The following is a 25494-nucleotide window of genomic DNA, read 5'->3' as shown; positions in this document are numbered from 1 at the left end:
GTAGTCCGAACACCTAGTTCGAGACTTTACGCGATCCCCCTTCTCGGGTTCGATTGCGTGCATGTGCGCGGCGCTGGCCGACATCTCCGTCGAGGCTCTACTCACCTGTAAACATAGAGTTGGCTCCAGAGACGGCCGTGAGGTGGCTGAGTCCACTGGTGCGCATGTCGTCGTTGAGCTCGGTCGACACGGCGCGGGTGTCTCCGACCGCGAGACCGGGGAGCAGACCCGCCCCGGGCTCCGGAAGCATCGATGACCGCTCCACGAACCCGGCGCGGAGATGGGCGGCCACCGCGAACACCCCGGACGCAGGAGCCTCGACGGCCGCCGCGCTCGTGTACACGACCAGCGCCGACCGCTCCCCCGGATCCGTCGCCGAGGCTTCTCCGGTCACCCTCACCTGTGAGCCGAGGTCGAACCCGTCTGCGGGCTCGATGCCGATTCGCACGGGCGCCGATGCCGGAGCGACATCCCCTGGCGAACCGATCCCGGTGAGCTGCACCTCCATCCACAGCCGCCCGTCGCGCCCGACCGACGCCGAGGAGGTCACCTCCCCCGTCACCTCGACCACCCGACCATCCCACGAGGCCACGCTCTCGCGCGCGGGCGCAGCGGCCAGGACGGTGACGGAGACCGCGGCGATCACGGCGAGAACGACGAGAACGAGCCCCACCACGGATGCCGAGTCGCCAGGACGCCGCATCTTCCACAGCAGGAGTCCCACCGCGCCGAGCACGCCTGCGAGCACGCACCATCCCGCTGCTGGCGGCACGAACACGCAGACAAGGGCGACGAGCCATGCGGCCCCGGCGATCGGCAGCAGACGCAGATCCCGCCTCATGCGGGCACGGCGTCGAGCAGCCGAACCCGCGGAGGACTCCTCATCGTCGACCTGTGCATCAGGACAACCTAGGCGCGCGCCTCCGCCCGCGGGGCCACTTCACCCGCTGAAGGTGGACAACACGTCGGTGCCGGCACGATGTGTAGAGATGCCGAGCGCAACGCGCGGCACCGATGACCGGGCGAGACTTCGACGGCTAGGAACTGCTCGAGTCGATGAAGTGCGCGAGCGTGCTCACTGTCCGAGGCCGACGCGGTCGACCTTGCGGTGGTAGCGCATTCCCGCGAGGCCACCGAGGATCGCGCCGACGAGGGTCACGATCGCCGCGCCGACGGCCGTCAGGATGCCGGTGACGGTCGCGGTCTCAGGAGTGACCGGGATGCGCGGGAACCCCTGCAGGTTCCCCAGGATGTCCCACTGGGAACCGGCGATGGCGGTGACGATCGCGAGGATGATGGCGACGGCGATCGCCCAGATCCAGACGGCGATCCCTTGCTTTGCTCCGCTGAAACGCGCCATGCGGCCGGCGACGTATCCACCGGCGAAGTACGACACCAGCAGCACCAGCCCGATCACGATGATGGCGACGATGCCCCCGGCGCCGAATGCCTGGTCCGCTGCCTCGTCGACCGACGTGCCCACGTTGAGCCCGATGGCCGCGCCGATCGCCGCGGCGAGAGCCGTGAGGAGGACGGTCGTGCCCATGGCGGTCAGCCACCCGAAGAAGGCGGTGCCGAACTTCATGCCGCCGAACTCGTCCTTCTCGCGTCGATGGACGTCGTCGCGGAGGGTACGCGCGTCCACTTCGGCTGCGGCCCTCGCCGACTCCGGGGCCGAACGGGGCGGGGCGGTCTCGACCACATGATCGGTGCGCACGGTGTCCGCCGATGCCGGCACGTACGCAGGATCCGATGCCGGCACGTACGCAGGATCCGAAGCAGGGACGGGCCGAGAGGCGTCGTCTGCGCGGCGGGAGTCATCCGGGGTGCTGTGCGGAGTGGTCATGCGATGAAGCTAGGTCCCCGGCCCGCAGCCGTCGAAGACGCTTGCTCGAACGCGGGAATGCGCGTATCCTTCCCGGCCCGAGCATCGGTGCCTTCACACCTCCGCGCCAGCCCGCTAACGTGTCTCGGGTGAGCAAGGGCGAGCGCGAGGATGCCGGTGACCCGCCGTCGAATGCGCACCGAGCAGACCTCGAGCAACGGCTGGGCGAGCTTCACCGACAGCTCGAGGACCTCTCTCGGGATCGTCTTCGTTGGCCGCAGGGAGCGCCTCTGCATCTGCAGGAACGGTCCGAGGAGCTCGAGGGCGAGGCTGACGAGATCCGGAAGCAGCTCGGACTTCCGGCCGCACTTGGACGGCCACCACGCCGGAGCTGGCCGGGCTGGGTCGTGCTGGTCACCGCAGCCGCACTGATCCTGTGGGGCGTGTACCAGTTCGCGCGATGACCCCGACGTCAGTCCAGGTGCGAGGAGAGCTCTGCGATGATCTCCCCCACGATTCGCCGGGCGCCAGCCAGCTCCCCGACCAGCGCGATGAGATCCGCCAGCCGCGACGACGGCGCCTCATGGGTGCGTGCGATCTGCAGGTTGGCCCTGAGAGTCAACGACACCCCGGACAGCCCGGCCTCCAGCGCCTCCAGCCCGACGGCCAGATCCATGTCGAGGTGACGGTTGCCGACCTCTGCGAGGAGCCGCGCCTCCGGGATGAAGGCGAGACCGATCCTGCCGAGAGCGGCTGTGGATTCGGCTGCCTCTATCGCGGCGTCCCTGACCCGAGGCTCTCGGTCTTCATCGTCGCTCGGCAGCGCCAGGGCCTCGCCGAAGCGCGCAGACACGATGCCGTCGGCCTCGACAGCCTGCAGTGCATCCCCACGCAGCGCCGCCACGCGCTCGGCGCACTCCGCCGCGCGGGGATCATCCGGCGTATACCCCGCGACCATGCTCAGCAGCGACGCTCCGAGGCCGAGCATGACGCCCGATGCCGCTCCACCGCCGGGAGAGCCCTGCGGCTGCCCGAGCGCCTCGAGCCACGCGTCCATGGGCGTGGACGGCGGGATGTCCGGGGAATCTTCCATGCAGGTCAGAATATCCGCCGCCTCCTCCTCGTCCGAGCCACCACCTCACACCCGCACACCGTCGCGGATCCCGGCGAGCATCTTCTCGCCGATCCCTGGCACGCCGAGCAGATCGTCGACGGACTGGAACCGACCGTTCTCCTCCCGCCAGGCGATGATGCGCTCCGCCAGCGCCGGACCGATCCGAGGCAGGGTCTCCAGCGCCGCCTGATCGGCGGTGTTGAGATCGATCAGATCGTCCGCCGGCTGGGGCGCTCCCTCCTCCGCGGCGACGCCGACCACGGGGACGAGGATCTGTTCGCCGTCTGCGAGGACGCGGGCGAGGTTGATGGCCGACAGGTCGGCATCCACAGTGGTCCCGCCGGCCGCCGCCACGGCGTCGACGAGCCGGGAGTCGAGGTCAAGGACATAGAGTCCTGGGCGCTCCACCGCTCCGAGGACATGCACGTACAGCTCACCCGACGGTCCCGGGGACGCAGAACCACCCGTCGTGAGCGGCACGGAATCGCTCGGCGGCGCTTGACCGCGCAGCAATCCGAGCCCGACGGCAGCCGACAGCACCACCAGCGCGAGCACGATCGCCGCGCCGAGGCCGAGCCGGAAGCGGCGTGGCCTCGGCGCTTCGGTCAGGGCGTCGGGCATCCCGCCACGCTAACTGCGGACCGGGACGCCGGACAGACATCCGGCCGCCCTGCGGGGAGAGTCCCCGCGGACGGCCGGATGTGCAGAGCAGGTCTGCAGATTGCGCGGGCGCTCAGCCCTTGACGACGATGCTGACGATCTTCGGAGCTCGCACGACGACCTTGATGATCTCGCGGTCGCCGATCGAGCGGATCACCCGCTCATCGGCACGGGCGAGCGCTTCGAGCTCGGCCTCGCCGATCCTCGCGGGCACCTCGAGCTGCGCACGGACCTTGCCGCCCACCTGCACGACGGCGGTGACCGTGTCCTCGACGAGCAGGGCCGGGTCGGCCGAGCGCCAGGTGACGAGTCCGACCGAAGGCTCGTGACCGAGGATCTCCCACATCTCCTCCGCGGTGTGCGGGGCGATGAGGTCGAGCATCACGGCGACGGTCTCGGCCGCCTCGCGCACCGCCGGGTCCGCCGGGCCGGCGGCACCGTCGATCGTCTTGCGAGTGACGTTGACCAGTTCCATCAGGCGCGCGACCAGGACGTTGAACTTCGTCTGCTCGACGAGCCCGGGAGCATCCGCCAGCAGCTTGTGGGTCGCACGGCGCAGCATCGCGTCTCCGCCGGCGAAGACGACGTCGACGGGAGACGAGACCTCGTGGGCGATGCGCAGCGCGCGGGCGAGGAACTTCTGCGCACCGGTCGTCGAGACGTCGGCCCAGTCCTTGTCGTCCTCCACGGGTCCGGCGAAGGCGAGGCCGACGCGCAGAGCGTCGGCTCCGTAGGCATCCAGCTCCTCCTCGAAGAGGACGAGGTTGCCCTTGCTCTTCGACATCTTCGCGCCGTCGAGCAGCACCATGCCCTGGTTGATCAGGTTGGAGAACGGCTCGGTGAAGTCGATCAGCCCCATGTCGAACAGGACCTTCGTGATGAACCGCGCGTAGAGCAGGTGCAGGATGGCGTGCTCGACGCCGCCGATGTACGAGTCGACGGGCGACCAGCGCGCGGCCTGAGCCGGGTCGAACGCGACGGTGTCGCTGTTCGGCGACAGGAAGCGCAGGAAGTACCAGGAGCTGTCCACGAACGTGTCCATGGTGTCGGGGTCGCGCAGCACCGGGTCACCGGTCGCGGCGTCGACGGTGCGCACCCAGCTCTCGGCCGCGCCCAGCGGCGACGATCCCTTCGGCTTCAGGTCGAGACCCTCGACGCTCGGCAGCTTCACCGGCAGCTGGTCCTCCGGCACCGGGATGATGCGCCCGTCCTCGGCATGCAGCATCGGGATCGGCGTGCCCCAGAACCGCTGGCGCGAGATCAGCCAGTCGCGGAGGCGGTAGTTCTTCGCCGCCCGACCGGTGCCGGATGCCTCCAGCTGCTCGATCGCGCGGGCGATCGCGTTGCGCTTGGACAGGCCGTTCAGCGGACCGGAGTTGATCATCCGCCCCTCGCCGGTCAGAGCGACCCCGGTCGAGGCCGGGTTCTGCTCGTCGAGCGCGGCTCCGGTGTCGATCGGCACCCCTTCGTCATCGACCTCGATGACGGCCATCGCACCGGTGATCGGCGCCGTCGTGTCGACGACGACCTTGACGGGCAGGTCGAAGGCGCGCGCGAAGTCCAGGTCGCGCTGGTCATGTGCCGGCACAGCCATCACGGCGCCGTGTCCGTAGTCGGCCAGCACGTAGTCCGCCGCCCACACCGGCAACCTTTCCCCGTTCACCGGGTTGATCGCATACCGCTCCAGGAATACGCCGGTCTTGGGGCGGTCGGTCGACTGACGGTCGACGTCGGTCGTCTTCTGCACATCCGCCAGGTACGACAGGAAGCGCTCGCGCACCTCGGCCGGGGCATCCGCCGCCAGTTCGGTGGCGAGATCCGAATCGGGGGCGACCACGAAGAAGGTGGCGCCGTGCAGCGTGTCGGGGCGCGTCGAGAACACCGTCACCGGCTCCTCGCGTCCCTCGATGCGGAAGTCCACATCGGCACCGATCGAACGGCCGATCCAGTTGCGCTGCATCTGCAGCACCTTGTGCGGCCAGAAGCCCTCGAGCTGGTTCAGGTCGTCGAGCAGGCGGTCGGCGTAGTCCGTGATCTTGAAGTACCACTGGGTCAGCTTCTTCTTCACGACCTCGGCACCGCAGCGGTCGCAGCGTCCATCGACGACCTGCTCGTTCGCGAGCACGGTCTGGTCGTTCGGGCACCAGTTGACGGCGCTCTTCTTGCGATACGCCAGACCACGCTCGTGCAGCTTCAGGAACAGCCACTGATTCCAGCGGTAGTACTCCGGGTCGGACGTGTGCAGCACGCGCGACCAGTCGAAAGAGACGCCGTAGTTCTGGAAGGCCTGCTTCTGCTGCGCGATGTTCTGGTACGTCCACTCACGCGGGTCTGCGCCCTGACGGATCGCGGCATTCTCCGCGGGCAGTCCGAAGGAGTCCCAGCCGATCGGGTTGAGGACGTTGTGACCGCGGTGACGCCAGAAACGCGCCACGATGTCGGAGTAGAGGTAGTTCTCCGCGTGCCCCATGTGCAGGTCGCCGGAGGGGTACGGGAACATCGCCAGCACGTAACGGCGTGGCCGCTTGTCGTCGTCGCCGCCGGTGAGGAACGTCTCGTTCTCCGCCCAGTACTTCTGCCACTTGGCCTGGATAGCGTGCGCCGAGGAGGACTCCTCGTCGACGGGAGAGGTGGACAGGTTCTCAGACAACGAACGCACGACCAATCTGGAGGGAAACAGGGATCAGTTCAGGATATCGGAAGCCCAGGCCGCGGGCGTTTCCGCGCCCAGCGCTGCCAGGGGCGCCCGTGCCTTCGTCGATACCTCCGCGATCTCGGCCGCGGCGACCGATCGCCAGGTGATGCCGCCCCCGGCTCCGACGATCGCCCGGTCGGGTTCGACGACGATGCTGCGGATGACCATCGCCAGGTCGAGCGCTCCTCCCGCGTCGATGTAACCGAAGCAGCCGGCGTAGATGCCGCGCGGACCGCCCTCCAGTTCGTGCAGCCGTGTCATCGCCGAGAGCTTCGGGGCTCCGGTCATGCTGCCGGCGGGGAAGGATGCATCGAGGAGCGCCCCGACCGTGGTGCCGGTGGCCGCCGTGCCGCTGACGGTGCTGACCAGCTGATGCACGGCCGGGTAGGTCTCGACCGCCCACAGCGCCTCCACCCGGACGGTTCCCGGATCGCACACCCGCGAGAGATCGTTGCGCATGAGGTCGACGATCATGACGTTCTCGGCGCGCTCCTTGACGTCTGCGGCCAGCTCCGCGGCGAGCGCGGCGTCGTGCACCGCATCGCGTCCACGCGGTCTCGTTCCCTTGATCGGGCGGGTGCGGATGACTCCGCCTCCGGCGTGGAGGAACTGCTCGGGGCTCGCGCTCAACAGCGCGCGACCGCCGATGCGCAGGAATCCGCCGTGGTGGGCGGGCGTCGCCGATCGCAGCCGGCGATACGCCGACACCGCGTCATGCGCTCCGGCCACGGTGAAGCGCGTGGTGAGGCACAGCTGGTAGGCGATCCCGGCGCGGATCAGGTCCCGGCAGCGTTCGATGAGCGCGGCGTATTCGTCCGGCGTGTGCCTCGCCTCCACAGCAGGTGCCACCCCGGCGTCCTCCACCGGGCCTACGCGCTCGCCGTGCTGTACGACGAACGACGCCCAACCGTCGAGCTCCGTCTCCGCGGCCAACACCCACACGGTGCCCGTCGCATGATCGAAGGCCGCGTATCGGGTGACCCGCAGCCAGGCGCCGCCCGGGGCATCCGCAGCGTCCGACACCGGTGTCCCCGCGGCGTGCGCCCCGGTCTCGTAGTCGTACCAGCCGACCCAGCCGTCTCGAAGCGGAGGATGAGCGGGATCGGCCAGCACGGCGGTGTCGAGTCGCACGCCCGAGGGGATGGTCGACGGCTCCCCGGTGCCCACGAAGCTCCAGCCCTGCTGCGCCTCGTCACCCGCGTCGAGCCAGAACACGTCCGAGCACTCCTGTTCGAGCGCGAGGAACAGCGCTTCGGGGTCGACGCCGACCGAGAGGACGCGGGCGCTCACACGTTCGGGCACGTTCTCAGCCTAGGCCGCGCCGTCTCCCGTATTCTCAAGGAGTGGACGACTTGGTGCCGTGGCTGATCGACTTCATGCGGTCCATCGACCCGGTCGCCCGCACGCTCATCGCCGGTCTCGCGGTCATGCTCGAGACGAGCGTCCTGATCGGGCTCGTCTTCCCCGGCGACACCGTGGTGCTCGTCGCCTCGATCGGCATCACCAGCATCCCGCAGGCCGTCGCCATGGTCGTGACCGTCGTGATCGGCGCGCTGATCGGCGAGAGCATCGGATTCTGGCTCGGGCGTTGGATCGGTCCGCACATCCGCACCTCATGGGTGGGGCGCCGCGTCGGTGAGGACAACTGGGTCCGTGCCGAGCGCTATCTGGCCCGTCGCGGCGGTATCGCGATCTTCCTCTCCCGCTTCCTGCCGGTGCTGCACTCGCTCGTCCCCCTCACTGTGGGCATGAGCCACTACTCCTACCGTCGCTTCCTCGCCTGGACCGCGCCCGCCTGCCTGCTCTGGGCCACCGCCTACGTGAGCATCACCTCGCTCGCAGCCGGCAGCTTCGACGAGCTCGCGGATCGCGTCCACTATGCGGGCTACATCTTCGTGGGCATCATCGCGCTGTTCCTGATCGCCGTCTTCGTCGGCAAGAAGGTCATCTCCCGCGTCGAAGCCCGTCACCTCGACATCTCGGACGCGAAGGACGCGACCGACGTGAAAGACTGAAGCAATGGCTTCGTCACCCCCGGCGCCCCGGATCCACTGGTTCGCGCGTCTCGAACACCGCCTCCACGTGTGGCGCGAAGGACGAGCGCGCCGTCGCGGTCGTACCGCGACCATCCTGCCCTTCCCCGGATACGGCGGTCCCGGCTGGGTCCGCGTCGTCGGACGCGTGCTGATCGTCCCTCCGGCGCGCAGCACGAAAGACGGCGAACCCGCCAGTGTCCGAGGATGGCGGAGCTTCGTCGGCATCCCGGTGAGCTTCGCCAAGGTGTCGGTGCAGATCGGCGACTCGCTGCACCATGTCGTGGCCGACCGGGGTGGCGTCATCGACTCCGTGATCCACGTCGAGCTGGAGCCCGGGTGGCAGACGTTCACCTTCTCGGTCGAAGGTCAGGAGCCCGTCGAGGCGACGGCGTTCATCGTCTCGGGCTCCACCCACTTCGGCGTGGTGTCCGATGTCGACGACACCGTGATGGTGACCGCTCTCCCCCGCCCGTTCATCGCGGCGTGGAACTCGTTCGTGGTCGACGAGCACGCCCGCATCCCGGTGCCCGGAATGGCCGTGCTCCTCGATCAGGTGCTCCGCGAGTACCCTGGCGCCCCGATGATCTACCTGTCCACGGGTGCGTGGAACGTCGCCCCCACGCTGCGCCGCTTCCTCGGACGCCACCTGTTCCCCGCCGGGTCGATGCTGCTCACCGACTGGGGTCCCACTCATGATCGCTGGTTCCGCAGTGGTCGAGAGCACAAGCTCACCAACCTCCGCCGACTGGCCACCGAGTTCCCGCACGTCAAGTGGCTGCTCATCGGCGACGACGGGCAGCACGACGAGGCGATCTACTCCGAGTTCATGGACGAGCACCCCACCTCCGTCGCCGGCGTGGCGATCCGTCGCCTGCTTCCCGCCGAGGCCGTTCTCGCCGGTGGACGTGCCGGTCACGAGCCGCACTCCGAGGACGTCGCACCGTGGGTGAGCGCAGAAGACGGCGCCGGGCTCCGCGACCTGCTCGGCGAAGCCGGCATCCTGCACTGACATGGACAGCCCCCTGACCCGGGCCACCTGGCTGGAGCGCGAGCGAACGCACCAGGAGCGGGCGGATTCCCTCACCGCCGCCCATCGGGATCGAGCCGCGCGCGGCGAGAAGCATCCGGTCTGGGACTTCCTGTTCACCTACTACAGCTACAAGCCCGCTCAGCTGCGCCGCTGGCACCCCGGGGCGGGCGTGGAGCTGTCGGATGCGTCAGACCGACGGAGCTGGCGGTGGTACTCCCCCGGCACCACCGCCGACGGAGCCGTGCCCGACGCCGCGGCATTCGCGCGCGAGAAGTCAGACCTCGCCGGCCTCATCGAGCGGATGCTGCGCCGTACCGCCTCCCGGCCGGGCCAGTTCGGCTGCTTCGGGCTGCACGAATGGGCGATGGTCTACCGTGCCGACGATCACCGCCACCCCGTGCCGCTGCGCCTCGGACAGGCGGGGACCGACGAGGTGGTCGAGAGCCACGACCTGCGGTGCACCCACTTCGACGCATTCCGCTTCTTCACCGCTGATGCCGTGCCGCGCAACCGCACGGCGCTGACGCGAGACGAGCAGTCGCTCTTCGAGCAGCCGGGCTGCCTGCATGCGGGGATGGATCTCTACAAGTGGGCGGTCAAGCTCGGCCCACTGGTCCCGGGTGAGCTGCTGCTGGATGCTTTCGAGCTCGCCCGCGACATCCGACTGCTCGACATGCAGGCAGCGCCCTACGATCTCGCCGACTGGGGCGTCGTGCCGGTCCCGATCGAGACCGCGGACGGCAAGGCCGAGTATGTACGTCAGCAGCGCGGCTTCGCGGAGCGCGGCGCACGTCTGCGCGGTGCGCTTCTGCACGCATGGCTCGGCGAATCGCGGCCGACGGCGCTCGCCGCGGAGACCGTCGGCGCCTGACGCCTCACTCGACCGGTGCGCAGTCCGGGCAGGGCAGCCACCCGACATCGGCGGAGGCCGACTCGAGGCGGAGTGCCATCACTCGCGTCGCGGCATCGGCCAGCCGGTCCGCCGGCAGGGTCCCCGCGTCGACAGCCGCCGTGATCCCGTCGACGATGTCGCCGGCGGTGTCCGGCGTCGATCCTGCGATCATGAGCACCAGGTCGCTTCCGGCGACGACGGCGCCCACCGCGTTCGCCACCGGATCGGCGTACTCCGCGATGCCGGACGACTGCAGCATCCCGAGGTCGTCCGTGACGATCACGCCGTCGAAGCCGAGCTCATCGCGGGCGATCTCATGCCAGCGCGGTGACAGGGATGCGGGTGCCGCGTCGACGGCCGTGTAGGCCAGATGGCCGAACATCAGCAGCGACGCCCCGGCGTCGATCCCCTCGACGAAGGGCACGGCATCCTTCGCCCGCCACTCCGCGATGCTCTCCGCGGTCGTCGGGATCGCGTGGTGCGAATCCCCGGGAGCTGCACCGTGGCCGGGGAAGTGCTTGAGCGTCGACGCGACGACCTGCTCCTGTGCGACCGTAGCCGCGGCGACGCGATCGCCGGATGACCGGGGATCGGTACCCAGCGCCCTGCCGTGGATGAACGAGGCCGGATCAGAGGTCACATCGGCGACGGTTCCGAAGTTCACGGTGATCCCGGCCTTGGCGACCAGAGCGGCCCTGGCTGAGAACGCCGCCGACGTGTCGGCGATCGGGCGATCCTTGAGCGTGGTGGATGCGGGATACGTGTCGTTCGCGAGGCGAGAGACGATACCGCCCTCCTGATCGATCGCGACGAGCGGGGGCAGCTCGGGGTCGACCGTCAATGCAGCCGTGACGTCCGGCAGGTCGGCCTCGTCGGCGGGGATGTTGGCGCCCATGAGGATGAACCCGCCGAGCCCCTGCGCCATATAGGCGTGCAGGGCCGAAGCATCCGTGCTCGGGATGTGCCCCATCACGATGCTCGCGGCCTGCTCGGCCGTCGACATCTCGGAGACCATCTGAGCCGCCCGGTCCCGAGGGTCACCGATGCCGGCGTGAGTCGAGCCCGCCGAGGTCTGGGACGAACGCACCACGGTTGGCGCTGAGGACTCGGCCGACGCCGTCGCTGAAACGGTCACGGCCGAGAGTCCGACGATCGCCGCTGCTGCGACCGCCAGCGCACGTCGCGGACGCAGCATCGGATCAGGCGCTGAGGGCGTCGGCGATGGGCACCGCCGTGTCGGCCGTGCCGTTGCCGAAGCGGATCGTACGTCCGAAGGTCGACGGATTGCCGATGGTCTCGGCGATCACGGCGGCGACATCGGCACGGGCGACCTCGCCGTGTCCCTCCGGCTCGAGTGCGATGAGTCCCGTGGGCTCGTCGAAGGTGAGGGTGCCAGGCCCCAGGATCGTACCGTCGAGCTCGGTGCCGCGCAGGTGCTCGTCCGCCGCCCACTTCGCGTCGGCGTAGGCGAAGAAGCCGTCGTCCTCCGGCACGCCGTGGTCGGCCTTCGAGCCGATCCACGAGACCATGACGTATCGCCTCACGCCGGCGGCGCCTGCGGCATCCATCGTGCGGATCGCGGCGTCACGGTCGACCGCATACGTGCGGTCGGCTGAACCGCCGCCCGCCCCGGCCGACCAGACGACCGCGTCGTGCCCGCGGATGATCTCGGTCAGCGCATCCGTGTCGAGCTGCTCGACGTCGGCGACCAGCGCCTGGGCGCCCGTCTGCTCGACATCGGCGATGTGGTCGGGATTGCGGATGACCGAGGTGACCTCATCTCCCCGGGCGACGAGCAGCGGGGCGAGAAGCAGGGCGATGCGGCCGTGGCCGCCGAAGACGATGATTCGCGACATGCCTTCACCCTACGCGCCTGCGCCGACACCGGCTCGGCCGGGGGCACTCAGCGGGGGCCCTGAGAGCTGTCGATGACGAACGCCTGCGGATGTGCCGGCAGGTAGCGGACGACGACCGGCTGATCAGAGGGGAGATACGCATCCCGGTCCGGATAGACGGCAGGCGTGAAGAAGTTGCTCTCCACCGTGTAGGTCACCCCCGTCGAGGTCGTGAAGGTGACCCAGTCGCCGTCGAGGGTCCCCGTCGTCGGCTGGCCGTGCTCGTGGATGTAGGCGCGCGTGAGCGGCACCCCGGTCAGGCTCAGGATGCCGATCACGAGGTTCGCCAGCATCACGAACGCGAGGATGCGGAACCCGATCCGACGCACCGTGCCCGCGATCGGGCGGCGGGCCGGTTCACCGACGGGGAGCAGCCCCTCGCGTTCTCTGATGCGCCGCAGGGCCGCGTCGGGCGTCGCACCGGAGGCCGACATCGCGAAGAGCCCGAGGATCGAGAATCCGGCGATGAACACCATCGCGTAGCCGTGCGCGGCCGGGAAGTTGACCAGCCAGATCAGGGTGTCGAGGACGTTCATCGTCCGGCCTCCTGTTCGATCGTGACCGCGACGGTCTGCGGATCCTCGCGACGGTAGAACGCCCAGATCGGCGCCCCCACCTGGAAGTGCGAGATCGCTTCAGGGAAGGCGAACACCATGGTGTCGGCCTCCCACGTCGATGCGCCCTCCGGTGCGAGCAGCACCTTGAGCGCGAGTTCGCTCTGGCCGTCGCGGCGGCGGCCGGTGGGGCGCACCTCGAGCACCGAGGCGGGGACCTGGATGCCGGTGGTGCGCGCCTTCACGAGGCGCGGATCGATGAGACCCCTGTCGATGCGCCACTGCAGCATCGCCTCACGGACGACCGGATCGCTTACGTCGGCGAGCTCGATCGCATCCCGGTGCGTCCCGCTGTACCTGACGGGCACGGGTTGCCCCACCTGCAGCGCGGCGATGTCGGTCGGAGGAACCAGCATCCGCAGCTGCCCGATGAAGTCGTCCCCGGCCCGTGGGGTGACGCGCACGAACAGGTCGTACTGGGGCACGTCGTTCACGCTCAGCCCGGTGTGGGACACCTCGACGATGCGCCCGACGCCGATCTCCGCTTCTCCGGTGATCCGGCTCCGCCGTCCGAGGCCGGTGAGGAGGCCGCCGAAGGTGAGGATCAGCCCCCACGCCACGCCGATCAGGATCGGAGCGCCGAGGGTGTCCTCTCCGGCGAAGGGGAGGATCGACCGGCGCTGGTCGACGCCGAACAGGCCCTCGCCGGTCCAGATCACGAGCCACGCCGACAGCAGCAGCCAGATGACCAGGAGCGCGATGCGGATCATGCCCCCAGCGTAGCGACGGCGGCCCCGCGGGCACCACGGCGGCGCCGATGGGCGCGGCCGTCTACGAGGTGCGGACGGACGCGGTCGCCAGGGCGCGCTGCACGCCTTTCGCCGCAGAGCGACCGGCGCGATTCGCACCGATCGTGCTCGCCGACGGGCCGTATCCGACCAGCTGCACGCGAGGATCCTGCACCGCGGTCGTCCCTCGCCCGTGACGGTCGAGCTGGATGCCGCCCGCCGCGCTGCGCAGATGCAGCGGCGCGAGGTGCGCGATCGCCGGGCGGAATCCCGTGGCCCAGAGGATGACGTCGACCTGCTCGAACGAGCCGTTCGCCCAGCGCACGCCGTCCGGCTCGATGCGCGCGAACAGCGGCCGTCGTGCGGCGTAGGCGCCCAGGCGCTCGGCTTCGCGCTCCTGCGGGCGGAGCATGAGCCCGGTCACGCTCACCACGCTCTCGGGCGGCAGGCCCTGCGCGACGCGCTGCTCGACCAGGGTGACGGCCGCGGCGCCGGCCTCGGGTGTGAAGTCGTCGCTGCGCCAGACCGGCTCCCGACGCGTGACCCAGAGGGTGTCGGTGATCGGGGCGAGTGCTCCGAGGAACTGCACTGCCGATGCTCCGCCACCGACGACGAGGACGCGCTTGCCGAGGAAATGCTCGGGCCCCGGGTAGTCGACGGTGTGCAGCTGCTCGCCGAGGAACGTCTCCATACCCGGATAGTGCGGGAGGAAGGGCTTCGTCCATGTGCCGGTCGCGTTCACGATCGTGCGGGTGCGCCACTGCCGCTCCCCCGCGTGCACGACGAGGACTCCGCCGTCGTCCTCGACAGTGTCGACGCGCACCGGGCGCACCACGGGCAGGTCGTGCGCCCTCTCATAGGCCGCGAAGTAGGCGGGGACCGCCTGGTTCGCCCGCTGGCCGTCACGCGGCGGTGGCGCGTCATCCGGCAGTTCGGCGACTCCGTGCACGTCGCGCATCGTGAGCGCATCCCAGCGATGGTGCCAGGCTCCGCCCGGCTCGTCATCTGCGTCGAGCACGACATGCTCGATGCCGAGGCGGCGCAGATGGTAGGAGGTCGAGAGACCGGCCTGACCCGCGCCGATCACGACGCTGTCCAGGATGTTCACGCTCATCACAACGCCACCATCGCCGCCGTTGTTCCCCTCGGCCCGACGCGCCCGGGAGCATCGCCTCGATTGGTGCTCCGCGCGATGCGTGTAGTACTCTGTTCAAGTTGCTTCGAGCAGTCAGGAAGCGATTCTGGGCCTGTGGCGCAGCTGGTAGCGCACCTGCATGGCATGCAGGGGGTCAGGGGTTCGAGTCCCCTCAGGTCCACAACGAAACCCGCGAGAGATCGCGGGTTTTCTTGTTTTCATCGGCTCTTTTTGAAGCTTCAAGACTTACTCAACGCGCTGCTCGTGCAAGTCTTGCGCCCAGGTCATCCATGACCAACCGCTGTTCGTCGCCATCAACAAGGGCACCTCGCGCATAGGGGTCTCATGACGACAACAAACAACAACCTCATCACCCACGAGTTCCGCGCGGCGGAGAACCTCCCGGACCTGCTCACGGTCAAGGAGCTGGCTACCTACCTGCAGGTGTCGGTCCACACCATCTACTACTGGCGCGGACAAGGCGATGGCCCTGAGGCCGTGCTTCTTGGCAAGCACCTTCGGTTCCCGAAACGCGCAGTCATCGAGTGGTCGCTCGGAACGGCAGCCTGATGGGTCATCCGAAGCCCACCCCCTCTCGTGGGGTGACATCACCTTCAAGACGATGGCGCCCAACAAGGTCGAAGCCCGCGCGTGGTTCATCGACGCGGCCGGCCATGGCCGATACCGACGTGCTAACGGACCGACGAAACCGGCGGCTAAGCGCAAGCTCCTCGCTACCTTGAGAGAGCTCTCGCTGCAGGCCGACGACGCCGCGACGTCACGGAGAGGCGATGCCGGTGCTCGGAGCTTCCAGACCTCTGCGAGGCGTACCTCGAACGCTGGGACGAGAACGAAGCTAACGACAGCACGAAGCACGAGCAGGCCCGCCTCGTTCGCAATGTCATCATGCCGAGCACACTGGGTGACACTCTTTTGGCGTCGCTGCGCGTTCGTGACATCGATGAGTTCTACCAGCCGCTTGCGGACCGGACCCGTGCGCAGGCTCGCAACGTAGTTGTCGAGTTGCGGAAAATCTGCGACCTTGGCCTGACGCTTGGGTACTTACAGGCCAACCTTGCACGAGACTTCAAGCGACTGCGCAAGCGACCGAAGCTGGCGAAGTATGCACCCGAGCCGGCGCCGCTCAACGACCTTCATATGGTCGCCGTCGCCTATCGCACCTGTCCGGACCGTAACGGCCCAGAGCCGTCCATGTTGCTCGAGGACGTCATCAACGTCATCCTTGGCACGTCCGCGCGCATCGGCGAGGCAGTGGGTCTGCGATGGGCGACTATCGACCTCTACTCTGATGTCCCGACAGTGAGCGTCCTCGGTACAGTCATCGAGAAGTCTGCAACGGGGAAGTACTACCAGGACTATCCGAAGACCGCGTCCGGAGAGCGAGCCATCCCGATTCCTGACTTTCTCGTCGCCACCCTTCGGCGCCGCCTGTCTGAGAACATCACCGGCAACCCATTCGTCTTCCACACGGCGACGGGCCGCGTCACAGGACCCCAGGACGTCCACCGCGCGCTACGCAACGTTCGGAAGTGGTCAGAGACGCAAGAGAACCTCCCCACCATCTCGGATGAGATGGTGCCGCGCTCTCTTCGCAAGAGCGTCGCCAGTTTGATTGCCCACAAGGGAACCCTCCGGGCAGCAGCGGACACCCTCGGACACAAGAGAAGCCGCGTCACCGAGGACCACTACGTCAAGAAGGTGAAGCAGGCACCGGACATGAGGCATCTGCTCGACGAGCTGGATCCATGGGCGAACCCGCGCGAACAGGGCGACATGGCGTAGCCGGAGCGCGCGCCGAGTTGGAACTGATGAGCGGGCGAGGTCGATACACAACCCACCGAGACCCATGCCCGATTTACCTCCATCCTCGGCGAGTGCTCCGGGTGTCGCGTTGATGGCTTCGTTGACGGCCCTAACGCCCACGACCGCCCCGCCGGAGGGGCTTGTCGCTGGAGCACTGCACGTTACCGCCTGCGCATGGCGGGGTGCCGGGGCGAGAGCGTCCACAAGTACAAGTACAAGCCCGGCTGCATTTGTTCTAGAATCGCACACATGGCACTAGATACGTCTGTGGTTGGCGCACGCATTGCAGACGCTCGGGAACGGGCAGGACTCACGCAAGCTGAGTTGTCTTCGGAGACGGGAATCGAACGTTCCGCCCTAGCAAAAATCGAGCGCGGTATCCGCGGCGTGCGAGCACTCGAGTTGGCGGCGATTGCGCGGGCGGTTGACTTCCGCCTCGAGTGGTTCCTGTCGGAGCCCCCCGCCGCCTTGGTGTCGTACCGGCTGCGCGCGGACGCGGACCTCGATATCGCGACCATAGACAGAGTGTTGGAACGTCTAGCTCGAGACGTGGAAAGCGTGCAAAGTCTCGCACCTTCGCTGGTCCCGGCTCCCCGTGAGCCCGCACCGCCGCTCAAGAACCAGACTGAAGCGGATGAGCTGGCTGTCAGAGCTCGCGCACTCTGCGGTATCGACAACCGGTCGCCCATTAATGACCTCGTGAAGACAGTAGGCCATATTGGCCTGCTCGCGTTTTCGAAAGAACTCGGCGCGGACACGGCGGACGCGGGCACGATACTTCTCACCCACGGTGCCGTCGCGCTGGTGAACAGCACCAATCACGTCGGACGTCGCAGGTTGGCGCTCGCCCACGAGCTAGGACATTATCTGCTGGCCGACGACTATGCCATCGACTGGAGGGTTGCTGACCAGACGTCCTCCGACGTGGTGGAGTCGCGAATTGACAGGTTCGCGCGGGCGTTCCTTGCGCCCGCGGTGGGCCTCGGCGCCTTCTGGACAAATGCCCGCCAAACGCACACAGTACGCGACGCTGCTGTGCTCGCCGCGAGCCACTTCCGCATCGACATGTCAACGCTCGCACGAAGGCTCCGCGAGCTGGAGCTCGCGGATGGAGCGGAATGCGGCGAGGTTCGAAATACCAAGACGTCCAAGAGTGACTTCATAGAGTTCGGTCTGTTCGACCCACATGAGATGGAGGGCACGAGCGTCCCACCCAACTTTGGTCAGGTGGTAATCAAGCTTTTCAAGCAGAAACGACTTTCAGCAGAACGAGCCCTCAGCCTGCTTCAGGGAACGCTCGAGTATGAGGACTTGCCGTTGGTGGAGCCAGCGCACGAAAGCGAGATTTGGGACCTCCTACTCTGATGTCGTCCGGTGAAATCTACGTGTTTGACGACGGCCCACTGAGCCACTTTGCTGAGGCTGGCTGGCTTGGCCTCCTTGAGGCGTATGTAGACGGGAACGCCGCTCTGCTCCCGGATACGGTGCACCAAGAACTTCAGCAAGGCGTGGATTCACACGCCCACCTTCGTCAGGTCCTGGATGCTCCGTGGCTAAAGCTGGAAGTACTCGCCAGCCTCGAGGACCTCACCGCCCTAAGCACGTTCACATCCCGCCTCTTGGGCGATGATGGCAAGCAAAACCTCGGCGAGTGCGGCGTTCTCGCTTTAGCCAAGACCAGGGGCGCATTGGCCGTGATAGACGACAAGTTCGCCCGTCGTGTCGCAGGCGATGAAGGGGTCCGTCACGTCACGACGCTCGGATTGCTGCTCCAGATTGTTCAAAGCGGCAACCTCTCGATGGAGTACGCGTCCCGCGTCGCGGACCGCCTTCTCGAGACTGAATACAGGCTGCCTATCGGCGAGGGCGGGTTCAGAGCTTGGGCAGCAATCAACGGCCAGTACGACGACGAACAAGAAGAAGAAGGTCGGTTCTCACCTTGATGAGTTCCGAACCTCGGCGAAGGACTGCTCAAGTTTCGCGAAGACGTCGGCTATGGCGCGTCCCGGCACTGTCGCAGTGTGACTGAGTCGACTCGGAAATTCCGCCGTCTAAGCAACGAGCTGCCGTGGGCCTCGATGTGAGGTGTCGGGCGACACCTTTCTGACCTACCGGATGCGTTTTCGTGCTCAGTGAAAGACATCGCTCATGAGCAGTGAGTACATACGTAGGTTTACCCGACCCCCGTGGATGACACCTCCCATACGCAGAACACCCTCGAGAACGAACCCTGCGCGCTCTGCAACCGCGATTGACGGCGCGTTGCCCTCCGCGATTCTCATCTCGACTCGCTGGAACCCCTCGGAGAACGCGACATTGACGAGTGCGGAGACTGCGCGAGTCGCAATCCCCTGACCACGTGCAGAAGCATCAAGCCAGTAGCCAACCTCGACGACATCTTCTTTCCATCGGACGTTCTTGAAGGATATACACCCCACCATCGAGTCCTCTTCGCAGATGGCGAAGTGTATCCCGAGCCCGGCTAATCGAAACCCCTCCGCCATCTCCCCGCACCATGCTTCGGCGAACGCACGCGTGTAGGGCCGAGGCAACGGGAGCCAGCGATGAATGTCGGGGTCCTGACAACTAGCGAAGCAAGCCCCTGCGTGGCGTATCGACACCGGCTGAAGCGAGTATCGCTCGTCGACCGCCACCGTCGTCGACCGAAACGTTGCGTTCTTCATTGTTCCAACTCCAGGTGTCTCACTGTCGGCAACGATATGAATGCACCCATCACGATGCAACCTCCAGCTGCGCCCGCGAACAGCAATACCGATAAGTCCACGGACTCGGCGAGCAAGCCGACGACGAGATAGGACGCTGGCAAGACGAAGGTGGAAGGCAGCATCATGATGGACGTGACACGTGCTATCACCGCGGGGTTGATTTTCTGCTGCACGAGAGTCTCGAACAGTACGTTGCCCAGCTGAATACCCGACCCCGCGAAGAAGCAGAGGACCAGACATACAAGCAACGATGGTTGCGACAGGCCGACGAGTCCGAGTCCGAAGAGCGAAATAGCTGCCGAGGCGATGACTGCGGTGCGACCGCTGCGGAGTCGTCCCGCCAGGAGGCCCCCGGCAAGACCGCCCACAGCGTATGCACTGAGCACGAGTCCGAACGAGCTCTCCCCCCAAGCCGAATTCGACGTGACGATGGGAAGCAACACGCTCCATGCGCCGACCGCCAGGAACATCTGAAACGCGCCGGCAATCATAAACGCCCATAGCCAGGTGGTGTCTCGGAGCGCACGGGCACCATCGGTCAGGCTCGACACGTAGGACTTGAGGGTGAGCGGCGGCCTGGTGCCTTCGGGCCTCACGGCGCGCACGCGTGCCAGCGCAAGGGCACTCAGCGCGAAGCACCCGCAATTTACCAGCACCCCCCAGATGGGGTCGGCGACAAGGACCAGCAACCCTGCGAGCGCGGGCCCGGCGACGGCGACCACATTCCGGGTCACAGCACTGATGCTGTTCGCGCTCAAGAGGTCACCCTTGGCAAGAATGAGAGGAAGCAACGCGCGTGCACAGGGCATGAACACCGATTCCGCAAGACCGGTCACGACGACCGCAGCAATCGACAACCAGAAATGTCCAGAAACGATACCCAATGCGACCGTAGCCGTTGACCCGACACGAACGAGGTCAGTGAGCACCATCAGTCCGCGAGGGCTGAAGTACGTCGATAGCCCACCGAGCGTTAGGAACCCGACGAACATGCCGACCGAACGGCCCGCAAGTGTCGCAGCCACGATTCCGGCCGTTCCCCCGCGGTCTAGGACCGCAAGACTCGCGGCAACCGTCATGATGGACGCGCCAAGCATGCCCGCCGCTTGGCTTATCCACACACTGCGAAACTCGTCGCTACTCCGCAGCACGTTCCCCGATGGTGCGCTTGTCACGCGAGAACTCTCAATCGCTGGCGCGAATTCTTCATCATCTCGTCCGTTCCACAGTCGAAGTACGCTTTCGGGATATTGAGCTCGATGATGTCCGGACGTCGATGAGCTGCCGCCTCGATGACGCTGTCGCAACGGTCTAGCCCTGCTCGGAAGAGGTCGTCGACAGTGAGTGCATAGCGCCCGATGTACCGTCGTTCGGTGCCGGCCACCGAGCCACCGCTAGGGAACCGGCCGCCAGCGGCGACTCGCATCTGCGCTACTGGACGCCGAATCAACTGCAACTCGTTGTCGAACCCAGCGCTCGAGACGCCGACCACCGGGCTGGTGAAGCGTTCGGAAGCGACACCATACAACGCCGGATGAGAGTTCAGACAGACTTCGTCCGCGTGAACGATTAAGACCGTCTCTCCGACGTGAACTACCTCTTTCACCGCCGCGCACGGATTCTCAGCATTCGTGGTTATCAGTTGCGCGGACGCCGCTGCCGCCGGCCCCTCATACAGGTCGCGGACCGTGTCGTTGACGATGCACAGAGGTGCGACTCCAAGCTCCTGCACCTCGGCGAATGCGTGTTCCAACAGTGACCGACTTCCGAAGCGCGTTGCCGCCTTGTGCCCGGCGGGTACCGCGGTCAACCGGCTCCCCCGGCCGCCGGCCAGAATGACGGTCTTCACCGCTGACCTTCAGCGAAGAGTTGACGCCCAAGTGTCGCGAGCGTCTCTATCTTGTCGCGGTCGAGATGCTCGCGGCCGCGCGAGTATACGCAGCCCGCGCTTGCAAAGAGCGTCTCCACGACGGCGAGCCCGTTGTCGCGTAGAGTTCGTCCAGTCATCACGGCATCAACCGCGTACCGGGCGAGACCTGAAGTGACGTACATCTCTGCAGCCCCATCGATGGGCACGAGCGTCGCCCGTCTGCGCTTCCCCTGCCCGAGGCCCCCGCCTATCCATCGAGAGGCGATTGCGGGGTACTGGCTTACGACAACTACCGGTTCCAGAGCGTCATTCTCCTCTGTGACCGACTCGGCTGCCGCAAGTACACAGAGGTTTGTCGCTTGAAAGCCAAGGTCAATGATTTCCTCGACTTCGTCCTCCACCCCAGCCTCGATTACGTAGTCACGTCCGGTCACGCAGCCGTCAACGATGCCAGCAGCAAGCATTCTGGGAAGGTCGGTAGACCGCGCAAGCAGAATCTCGACCTCCGGCGTCGTGAACACCATCTTGCGGCTCTCCTCCGTCCACTCTGGCCACGCCAGCGCGGCGCGCGTCTGGCTGAGCAGACGCCCCTGATTTGGCACTCCGAATCGGGTGCGCGACAGGCCACCTCTCGGAGTCGCGTGAAACGCGTCTGTATCCAACTGAACGAACATCATTTCCTCCCGATACGAAACACACGACGGTGATAGGTGAGGTAGGGCCCATCCACAACCAGCGCACGGACGGAACCGATGTCGGGGCCGGCTGCCATCGGCACCTCGAACGAGCGCCTGAGCGTGTCGCCGGTGAAGTTGACCGCTTCGTTCAATATCGGGGCGCGTTGCGACTTGTCACGTATCTGAATGTGCGCGGTGGACTGACCTGTCAGGTTTTCAGTTCCTAGCACCAGAACGGCAGGGCACCCCGGATACACGTCGGGTGGGAAATTCAGTGTCTCAACGTTCGCCTCGTCCGCAAGGCCGATGAATTGGACTCCGCAGCCCACACACCATCGAGTGACAACCGTTCGACCGCTGAACACCGAACCCTCGTTTTCCCACAACTCGCCAGAGCACGTCTCACACCGTGACCCCAGCGGGCGTGCAACTTCCGGATTTGGACCGCTTCCCATCCCAAGTGCGCTTTGAAAGACGTCGCCGAAGCTCGTCCCCACGGTCACGTCAAACTCTCCGGACACGACATCGTTCCAGAGGGCCCCGGCTGCTAGCCCTGCACGCGACAAAGGTTCTGCGAGAGACCGAGCGGACTGAGCGGACTGTTCCATCGCGTCAGCGGTGGCGAGAAGGCGCCGCAGCGCACCGAGTAACATCACCTGGCGCGCGAGCGTGCCTCTCGTCTGGATTCCAACGGTCGCTCGCCTCTCTAACATGCTCGTCACGGCGAGAGCATGGTCGAGTCGTACGCTCAATCGCTGTACAGGAAGCCTCGAGACTGGCGACTCCAAAGAGTGACCTATAGTCGAGATTTCGCTGTCGAGATTCACGTCCGCGATTCGGCGGCCGGGGTCGCCCAGGATGAACAATCCCGACGGCATGCCCGGCAGGTCGTTGAGCCGCTGCACAATCTCGCCGACAGTACTTCCGTTGTTCCACCATCGTTTTGCATCTTCGACGTCGCTTGGAGAGAACGCGATTTGCCGCGCACTCCCAACCACCGTCGAGAAGCCTGCGTGCTCAATCAAGGTTCGAGCGATGCTCAATGAGGGTGACGCCTTTTCGACAGTTCACGGGATAGGCGCAGCCGCACGATGCGTCCGCTCCTGGAGCCACTCCGCACAGCGCCGACGCTCCGATTTGCATGTGCATCCCGTCGCCGTGCCCCCAAAAAAAGAGCACCCCTCGGGACGCTTCGAACGCTCGCTGCCACGCGGGAGCCGTTCGGGTCGACACCAGAGGTGTCGCGGCTAGCGGATGAACAGCAAGCGCGTGAGAGGCTGACGCGCGGCAAATCTCGGCCTGCAAATAGTCAAACGATAGAGGGCCGACCGTCGTCGACAACTCATCCATACCGAGGCTCCAAGACGCGCGCGAGTGGCCTAGCGAGAAGTGCGAGCCGAAATCGTTCGGACAAGCGAGTCCTCAGTCGAAAGCGGTCTGAAACGTAGTCTCCCGGCAGGACCCTCTCGGCGAACAATGCCCGCTGGCGTTCGGTAAGAGTGACCGGCCGGTCGATGCCGCTCTTGAGTTCGTCCAAGAAGCCAGCGCTGACCAGGTCGTCGTTTACCGACTCAAGAGTTGTGGGCTCCGACCGGATACGCCTGAACGGCAAGTCGGTCGGCAGTTCTGAAGCGCTGGCTGAGAAAATGACCGATGAATCGCGAGTCACGGAAACAGGGCGGCCTGTTGAATCCGTCCAGACCCGTCCAGCCAGCCCAAGGACAGCGTGCATCCAGATTCGGGACGTTTCTGACGTGAGTCCCGCCGTGCGCCGGAGCAACGCTCGCACATCGACCGGGTCGATGGACTCTGCGCTCCTGAGCGTGGTCGGAAGGCGCTCCTCCGCTTCCTCAACCGTGATTTCGTTGTCGAGCCCCACACCAGCAATGGACAACGTTGCTCCCCCAAGAGCGTCAATGTCCTCTAGTAAGCGCAGTGTCGCGCTCTCCAGGAGCGGGCTCCGCAGCCATGGACTGCCCGGCCCACACAGAATGTCCCCGCCCGCGTCGATGACACGCACTTGTCCACCAGCCAAGATGCGTAAGGCGTCCAGCGTCTCTCGCGCCGATGACAAATCCCGCGAATCGAGGCAATAGAAGGCGCCGTTCAAGCACTCCGCGAGAATGCAATGCTCTGGGCCCCGCAAGCTCGGTCGTGCAATCCAACCCTCGCTGCGTATCTCGAGTCCGTGCGCTCCTTCCAACGCCACAGGGCCGGAGCATCGAGCGTCCCGTTGCCACAGGAAGCTCACGAATATCGGACTGGAATCGGTGGCAGCAAGCAATCGAGCGACCACCAGGTCACCTGGGCCCCCTGCTGCTACATACAGCATCCAACGCCTCGCTTCTTTGTCGGTCTCTGCTGACACCTGCTCCCCCAAAAGGGGGAGCAGGCGATTTTTCACCAGCTGAAGCTCACGGTGTTCTCAGGGCCGGGAACTGCCGTCGTGCTGACGGCCTCGATTTCTGCAATGAGGTCGTTGATGTCGGTTGTCGTGCTCATGTAGTCACCTCCTCTGCGGTGTCTGCGATGCTCCGGCCCGATACGGCCGGGCGTTGTTCCCGCGCCTACCTTCGCGCGGCGAGTCGAGCCGTCTAGATTCGCACTCTTCTAGTTCGACATCAGCTCTCGAGCGCCTAGGGCCTTCAATCGGCGCAGCCTTGCGGAAAGCTCGTCGGCGCTGATTCGCTTTAAGGGCTCCAGCGGCTGACCGTCGGAGGCCAGCGAAAAGCTTCTGCGGGGGGCAGACTGAGCGACAAGGGTGGCCGTAATCGTGCCCAGTGGCGACGATGCAGTGTGGAACGTACCGCTGTCGATGGTGTAACGGCCGTTCACGGGCATGCTTTCCAGCCATCCCAAGGCGAGTCTGGATGCATGCCACTCCTCATCTCGGTCGGCAGATGGAATCGAGATGCTATGGAATCGGTACTCCTCCCCCTTCGCGGAGGGGAAGTACAGGCGGGTTTGAAGTTCACCCGCTAGGACGAGCGACGAGAAGTCGAATCGATGGTTATGAATCGTTCCCCAATCAGCATCTTGCTCCCACCAGACGTCCAACTTGACCAGAGTGCCGTCCGCACCCTGGCCGAGAACAATTTTGTCGAATCCCATAGGGTGCCGAATTGAACGCGTAGCAATCGATTCTAAGAATTGGTCATCGCTGAGAATAAAATCGCACAGGTCGCTTAACGACTGGTCCACAGAAAACTGCTCCAGCATCTGCTGCGTCGTTCCCGCGAATTCGGCTCCCGATAAACCGCCTGCGCGGATTAGTGAATCGATGGGCCCCATGAGACTGAACGGCGTTGCGGACACGATCACTCCTAGCTGACATGCACCATCGGAGGCTGACCTCGCGCGGCGCGAAATGAGACGGACGATATGGCGCACGACTAGCCCCGAGAAGGGCTGCGGCTCGTGCGAGCGTCAGGGAAAGACCCTTAGTATGACGGCCCGCTGACAACACATTGGCTGAGCAGTTGGCGCGGAATGCGCACACGCGACCTATGGAAAAGCAGCCACACAGAATCCCCCCGGAATCGTCGTCCTCGCTGCTTTGCGATGGACTCGCAGCTATTGTGCTCGCCCCGCGCCGAATTTGCAAACTTCAGTGTTATCTACGGCGTGTCGGTAGAATATCAGCATATTCACGTCATAAAACATCAGCCGTTGGGTCTTGCATTATCCGCCACAAAATCGACCCCGACGCGCACCGCCATCCACCTCTCCTCCGACTCAGCCGACCGCGTTGGAGTCCGGCGTGCCGACACCGG

General features: G+C 66.0%; 26 protein-coding genes and 1 tRNA gene. 9 read left to right on the top strand and 18 right to left on the bottom strand.

Translation table 11 applies throughout. The features are described from left to right. Positions 1–97: 97 nt before the first annotated feature. A complete protein-coding gene (locus tag ACESK8_RS13945) occupies positions 98–841 on the bottom strand; it encodes a hypothetical protein (protein WP_372969153.1) in 744 nt (247 codons plus the stop codon). 234 nt (positions 842–1075) lie between these two features. Beyond that, entirely contained in the window at positions 1076–1846 is a 771-nt protein-coding gene (locus ACESK8_RS13940; RefSeq protein WP_372969152.1) for a hypothetical protein, read from the bottom strand. Between the two features lie 128 nt (positions 1847–1974). On the opposite strand from ACESK8_RS13940, the gene ACESK8_RS13935 reads away from it, so the two are divergent. Next, complete coding sequence (locus tag ACESK8_RS13935; protein WP_060926158.1) at positions 1975–2289, top strand: hypothetical protein; 315 nt, start codon at positions 1975–1977, stop codon at positions 2287–2289. Between the two features lie 8 nt (positions 2290–2297). On the opposite strand, the gene ACESK8_RS13930 is transcribed toward ACESK8_RS13935, so the two are convergent. The 4 genes from ACESK8_RS13930 to ACESK8_RS13915 form a co-directional block, all read right to left on the bottom strand. Continuing rightward, positions 2298–2918: a cyclodeaminase/cyclohydrolase family protein gene (locus ACESK8_RS13930; RefSeq protein WP_372969151.1), complete on the bottom strand. Its 621-nt coding sequence runs from the start codon at positions 2916–2918 to the stop codon at positions 2298–2300. Between the two features lie 45 nt (positions 2919–2963). After that, entirely contained in the window at positions 2964–3560 is a 597-nt protein-coding gene (locus ACESK8_RS13925; protein ID WP_372969150.1) for a helix-hairpin-helix domain-containing protein, read from the bottom strand. A gap of 112 nt (positions 3561–3672) precedes the next feature. Next, positions 3673–6249 carry a leucine--tRNA ligase gene (leuS, locus tag ACESK8_RS13920; RefSeq protein WP_372969157.1) on the bottom strand — a complete coding sequence of 859 codons (2577 nt, stop codon included), beginning with the start codon at positions 6247–6249 and terminating at the stop codon, positions 3673–3675. 33 nt (positions 6250–6282) lie between these two features. Further along, complete coding sequence (locus ACESK8_RS13915) at positions 6283–7596, bottom strand: anthranilate synthase component I family protein (RefSeq protein WP_372969149.1); 1314 nt, start codon at positions 7594–7596, stop codon at positions 6283–6285. Between the two features lie 41 nt (positions 7597–7637). Between ACESK8_RS13915 and ACESK8_RS13910 the strand changes: the two genes are divergently transcribed. The 3 genes from ACESK8_RS13910 to ACESK8_RS13900 are packed head-to-tail and all read left to right on the top strand — an operon-like array spanning position 7638 to position 10231. After that, positions 7638–8309, top strand: coding sequence for a DedA family protein (locus tag ACESK8_RS13910; RefSeq protein WP_372969148.1), 672 nt, complete (start codon positions 7638–7640; stop codon positions 8307–8309). 4 nt (positions 8310–8313) lie between these two features. Continuing rightward, positions 8314–9339 carry an App1 family protein gene (locus ACESK8_RS13905; protein ID WP_060926164.1) on the top strand — a complete coding sequence of 342 codons (1026 nt, stop codon included), beginning with the start codon at positions 8314–8316 and terminating at the stop codon, positions 9337–9339. Position 9340: 1 nt separating this feature from the next. Next, the gene (locus ACESK8_RS13900) at positions 9341–10231 is read left to right on the top strand and encodes a 3-methyladenine DNA glycosylase (protein WP_372969147.1); all 891 of its coding nucleotides are present in this window, start codon (positions 9341–9343) and stop codon (positions 10229–10231) included. A 4-nt stretch (positions 10232–10235) separates the two neighbouring features. On the opposite strand, the gene ACESK8_RS13895 is transcribed toward ACESK8_RS13900, so the two are convergent. The 5 genes from ACESK8_RS13895 to ACESK8_RS13875 all read right to left on the bottom strand — a co-directional run bounded on the left by ACESK8_RS13895 (position 10236) and on the right by ACESK8_RS13875 (position 14597). Further along, a complete protein-coding gene (locus ACESK8_RS13895; protein WP_372969146.1) occupies positions 10236–11447 on the bottom strand; it encodes a glycoside hydrolase family 3 N-terminal domain-containing protein in 1212 nt (403 codons plus the stop codon). Between the two features lie 4 nt (positions 11448–11451). Beyond that, positions 11452–12108: an SDR family oxidoreductase gene (locus ACESK8_RS13890; RefSeq protein ID WP_372969145.1), complete on the bottom strand. Its 657-nt coding sequence runs from the start codon at positions 12106–12108 to the stop codon at positions 11452–11454. Positions 12109–12155: 47 nt separating this feature from the next. Next, positions 12156–12683 carry a hypothetical protein gene (locus ACESK8_RS13885; protein WP_372969144.1) on the bottom strand — a complete coding sequence of 176 codons (528 nt, stop codon included), beginning with the start codon at positions 12681–12683 and terminating at the stop codon, positions 12156–12158. Beyond that, positions 12680–13471 carry a hypothetical protein gene (locus ACESK8_RS13880; protein WP_372969143.1) on the bottom strand — a complete coding sequence of 264 codons (792 nt, stop codon included), beginning with the start codon at positions 13469–13471 and terminating at the stop codon, positions 12680–12682. Before ACESK8_RS13880 ends, ACESK8_RS13885 begins: the two co-directional genes overlap by 4 nt. 61 nt (positions 13472–13532) lie before the next feature. Then, entirely contained in the window at positions 13533–14597 is a 1065-nt protein-coding gene (locus ACESK8_RS13875; RefSeq protein ID WP_372969156.1) for an FAD-dependent oxidoreductase, read from the bottom strand. A 135-nt stretch (positions 14598–14732) separates the two neighbouring features. On the opposite strand from ACESK8_RS13875, the gene ACESK8_RS13870 reads away from it, so the two are divergent. The 5 genes from ACESK8_RS13870 to ACESK8_RS13850 all read left to right on the top strand — a co-directional run bounded on the left by ACESK8_RS13870 (position 14733) and on the right by ACESK8_RS13850 (position 18391). Then, positions 14733–14805 (top strand) — tRNA-Ala (locus tag ACESK8_RS13870). Positions 14806–14969: 164 nt separating this feature from the next. After that, positions 14970–15194, top strand: coding sequence for a helix-turn-helix domain-containing protein (locus tag ACESK8_RS13865; protein ID WP_372969142.1), 225 nt, complete (start codon positions 14970–14972; stop codon positions 15192–15194). A gap of 336 nt (positions 15195–15530) precedes the next feature. After that, complete coding sequence (gene xerC / locus ACESK8_RS13860; protein ID WP_372969141.1) at positions 15531–16427, top strand: tyrosine recombinase XerC; 897 nt, start codon at positions 15531–15533, stop codon at positions 16425–16427. 270 nt (positions 16428–16697) lie between these two features. Beyond that, on the top strand, positions 16698–17813 hold the full coding sequence (locus ACESK8_RS13855; RefSeq protein ID WP_372969140.1) for a helix-turn-helix domain-containing protein: 1116 nt from the start codon (positions 16698–16700) through the stop codon (positions 17811–17813). Next, complete coding sequence (locus ACESK8_RS13850) at positions 17813–18391, top strand: nucleotide-binding protein (RefSeq protein WP_372969139.1); 579 nt, start codon at positions 17813–17815, stop codon at positions 18389–18391. The genes ACESK8_RS13855 and ACESK8_RS13850 overlap by 1 nt, the downstream gene beginning before the upstream one ends. Before the next feature lie 186 nt (positions 18392–18577). Here ACESK8_RS13850 and ACESK8_RS13845 read toward each other — a convergent pair whose 3' ends face one another. The 7 genes from ACESK8_RS13845 to ACESK8_RS13815 form a co-directional block, all read right to left on the bottom strand. Then, the gene (locus ACESK8_RS13845) at positions 18578–19132 is read right to left on the bottom strand and encodes a GNAT family N-acetyltransferase (protein WP_372969138.1); all 555 of its coding nucleotides are present in this window, start codon (positions 19130–19132) and stop codon (positions 18578–18580) included. Further along, positions 19129–20349, bottom strand: coding sequence for an MFS transporter (locus ACESK8_RS13840; protein WP_372969137.1), 1221 nt, complete (start codon positions 20347–20349; stop codon positions 19129–19131). Before ACESK8_RS13840 ends, ACESK8_RS13845 begins: the two co-directional genes overlap by 4 nt. After that, positions 20346–21023 (bottom strand): NTP transferase domain-containing protein, encoded by a 678-nt coding sequence (locus ACESK8_RS13835; protein ID WP_372969136.1) that lies wholly within the window; start codon positions 21021–21023, stop codon positions 20346–20348. Before ACESK8_RS13835 ends, ACESK8_RS13840 begins: the two co-directional genes overlap by 4 nt. Beyond that, positions 21020–21718 (bottom strand): ATP phosphoribosyltransferase, encoded by a 699-nt coding sequence (gene hisG, locus ACESK8_RS13830; RefSeq protein WP_372969155.1) that lies wholly within the window; start codon positions 21716–21718, stop codon positions 21020–21022. Before hisG ends, ACESK8_RS13835 begins: the two co-directional genes overlap by 4 nt. After that, a complete protein-coding gene (locus ACESK8_RS13825) occupies positions 21718–22764 on the bottom strand; it encodes a hypothetical protein (RefSeq protein ID WP_372969135.1) in 1047 nt (348 codons plus the stop codon). Before ACESK8_RS13825 ends, hisG begins: the two co-directional genes overlap by 1 nt. A gap of 299 nt (positions 22765–23063) precedes the next feature. Beyond that, a complete protein-coding gene (locus ACESK8_RS13820) occupies positions 23064–24053 on the bottom strand; it encodes a DUF1152 domain-containing protein (RefSeq protein ID WP_372969154.1) in 990 nt (329 codons plus the stop codon). Positions 24054–24331: 278 nt separating this feature from the next. Then, complete coding sequence (locus tag ACESK8_RS13815; protein ID WP_372969134.1) at positions 24332–25036, bottom strand: hypothetical protein; 705 nt, start codon at positions 25034–25036, stop codon at positions 24332–24334. Positions 25037–25494 lie beyond the last annotated feature (458 nt).

It is taken from the genome of Microbacterium sp. (assembly GCF_041641055.1).
In the GTDB taxonomy this organism is placed as follows: domain Bacteria; phylum Actinomycetota; class Actinomycetes; order Actinomycetales; family Microbacteriaceae; genus Microbacterium.
The sequence above is the reverse complement of the archived record's forward strand: the minus strand, read 5'-3'. Positions and strand labels throughout refer to the sequence as shown.

Bases quoted from the DNA above. Each gene is read 5' to 3' on its own strand.
- ACESK8_RS13945 (WP_372969153.1), bottom strand. From the start codon at position 841: ATGAGGCGGGATCTGCGTCTGCTGCCGATCGCCGGGGCCGCATGGCTC.
- ACESK8_RS13940 (WP_372969152.1), bottom strand. From the start codon at position 1,846: ATGACCACTCCGCACAGCACCCCGGATGACTCCCGCCGCGCAGACGAC.
- ACESK8_RS13930 (WP_372969151.1), bottom strand. From the start codon at position 2,918: ATGGAAGATTCCCCGGACATCCCGCCGTCCACGCCCATGGACGCGTGG.
- ACESK8_RS13925 (WP_372969150.1), bottom strand. From the start codon at position 3,560: ATGCCCGACGCCCTGACCGAAGCGCCGAGGCCACGCCGCTTCCGGCTC.
- ACESK8_RS13905 (WP_060926164.1), top strand. From the start codon at position 8,314: ATGGCTTCGTCACCCCCGGCGCCCCGGATCCACTGGTTCGCGCGTCTC.
- ACESK8_RS13900 (WP_372969147.1), top strand. From the start codon at position 9,341: ATGGACAGCCCCCTGACCCGGGCCACCTGGCTGGAGCGCGAGCGAACG.
- ACESK8_RS13895 (WP_372969146.1), bottom strand. From the start codon at position 11,447: ATGCTGCGTCCGCGACGTGCGCTGGCGGTCGCAGCAGCGGCGATCGTC.
- ACESK8_RS13890 (WP_372969145.1), bottom strand. From the start codon at position 12,108: ATGTCGCGAATCATCGTCTTCGGCGGCCACGGCCGCATCGCCCTGCTT.
- ACESK8_RS13885 (WP_372969144.1), bottom strand. From the start codon at position 12,683: ATGAACGTCCTCGACACCCTGATCTGGCTGGTCAACTTCCCGGCCGCG.
- ACESK8_RS13880 (WP_372969143.1), bottom strand. From the start codon at position 13,471: ATGATCCGCATCGCGCTCCTGGTCATCTGGCTGCTGCTGTCGGCGTGG.
- ACESK8_RS13865 (WP_372969142.1), top strand. From the start codon at position 14,970: ATGACGACAACAAACAACAACCTCATCACCCACGAGTTCCGCGCGGCG.
- xerC (WP_372969141.1), top strand. From the start codon at position 15,531: ATGCCGAGCACACTGGGTGACACTCTTTTGGCGTCGCTGCGCGTTCGT.
- ACESK8_RS13855 (WP_372969140.1), top strand. From the start codon at position 16,698: ATGGCACTAGATACGTCTGTGGTTGGCGCACGCATTGCAGACGCTCGG.
- ACESK8_RS13850 (WP_372969139.1), top strand. From the start codon at position 17,813: ATGTCGTCCGGTGAAATCTACGTGTTTGACGACGGCCCACTGAGCCAC.
- ACESK8_RS13845 (WP_372969138.1), bottom strand. From the start codon at position 19,132: ATGAAGAACGCAACGTTTCGGTCGACGACGGTGGCGGTCGACGAGCGA.
- hisG (WP_372969155.1), bottom strand. From the start codon at position 21,718: ATGTTCGTTCAGTTGGATACAGACGCGTTTCACGCGACTCCGAGAGGT.
- ACESK8_RS13820 (WP_372969154.1), bottom strand. From the start codon at position 24,053: ATGCTGTATGTAGCAGCAGGGGGCCCAGGTGACCTGGTGGTCGCTCGA.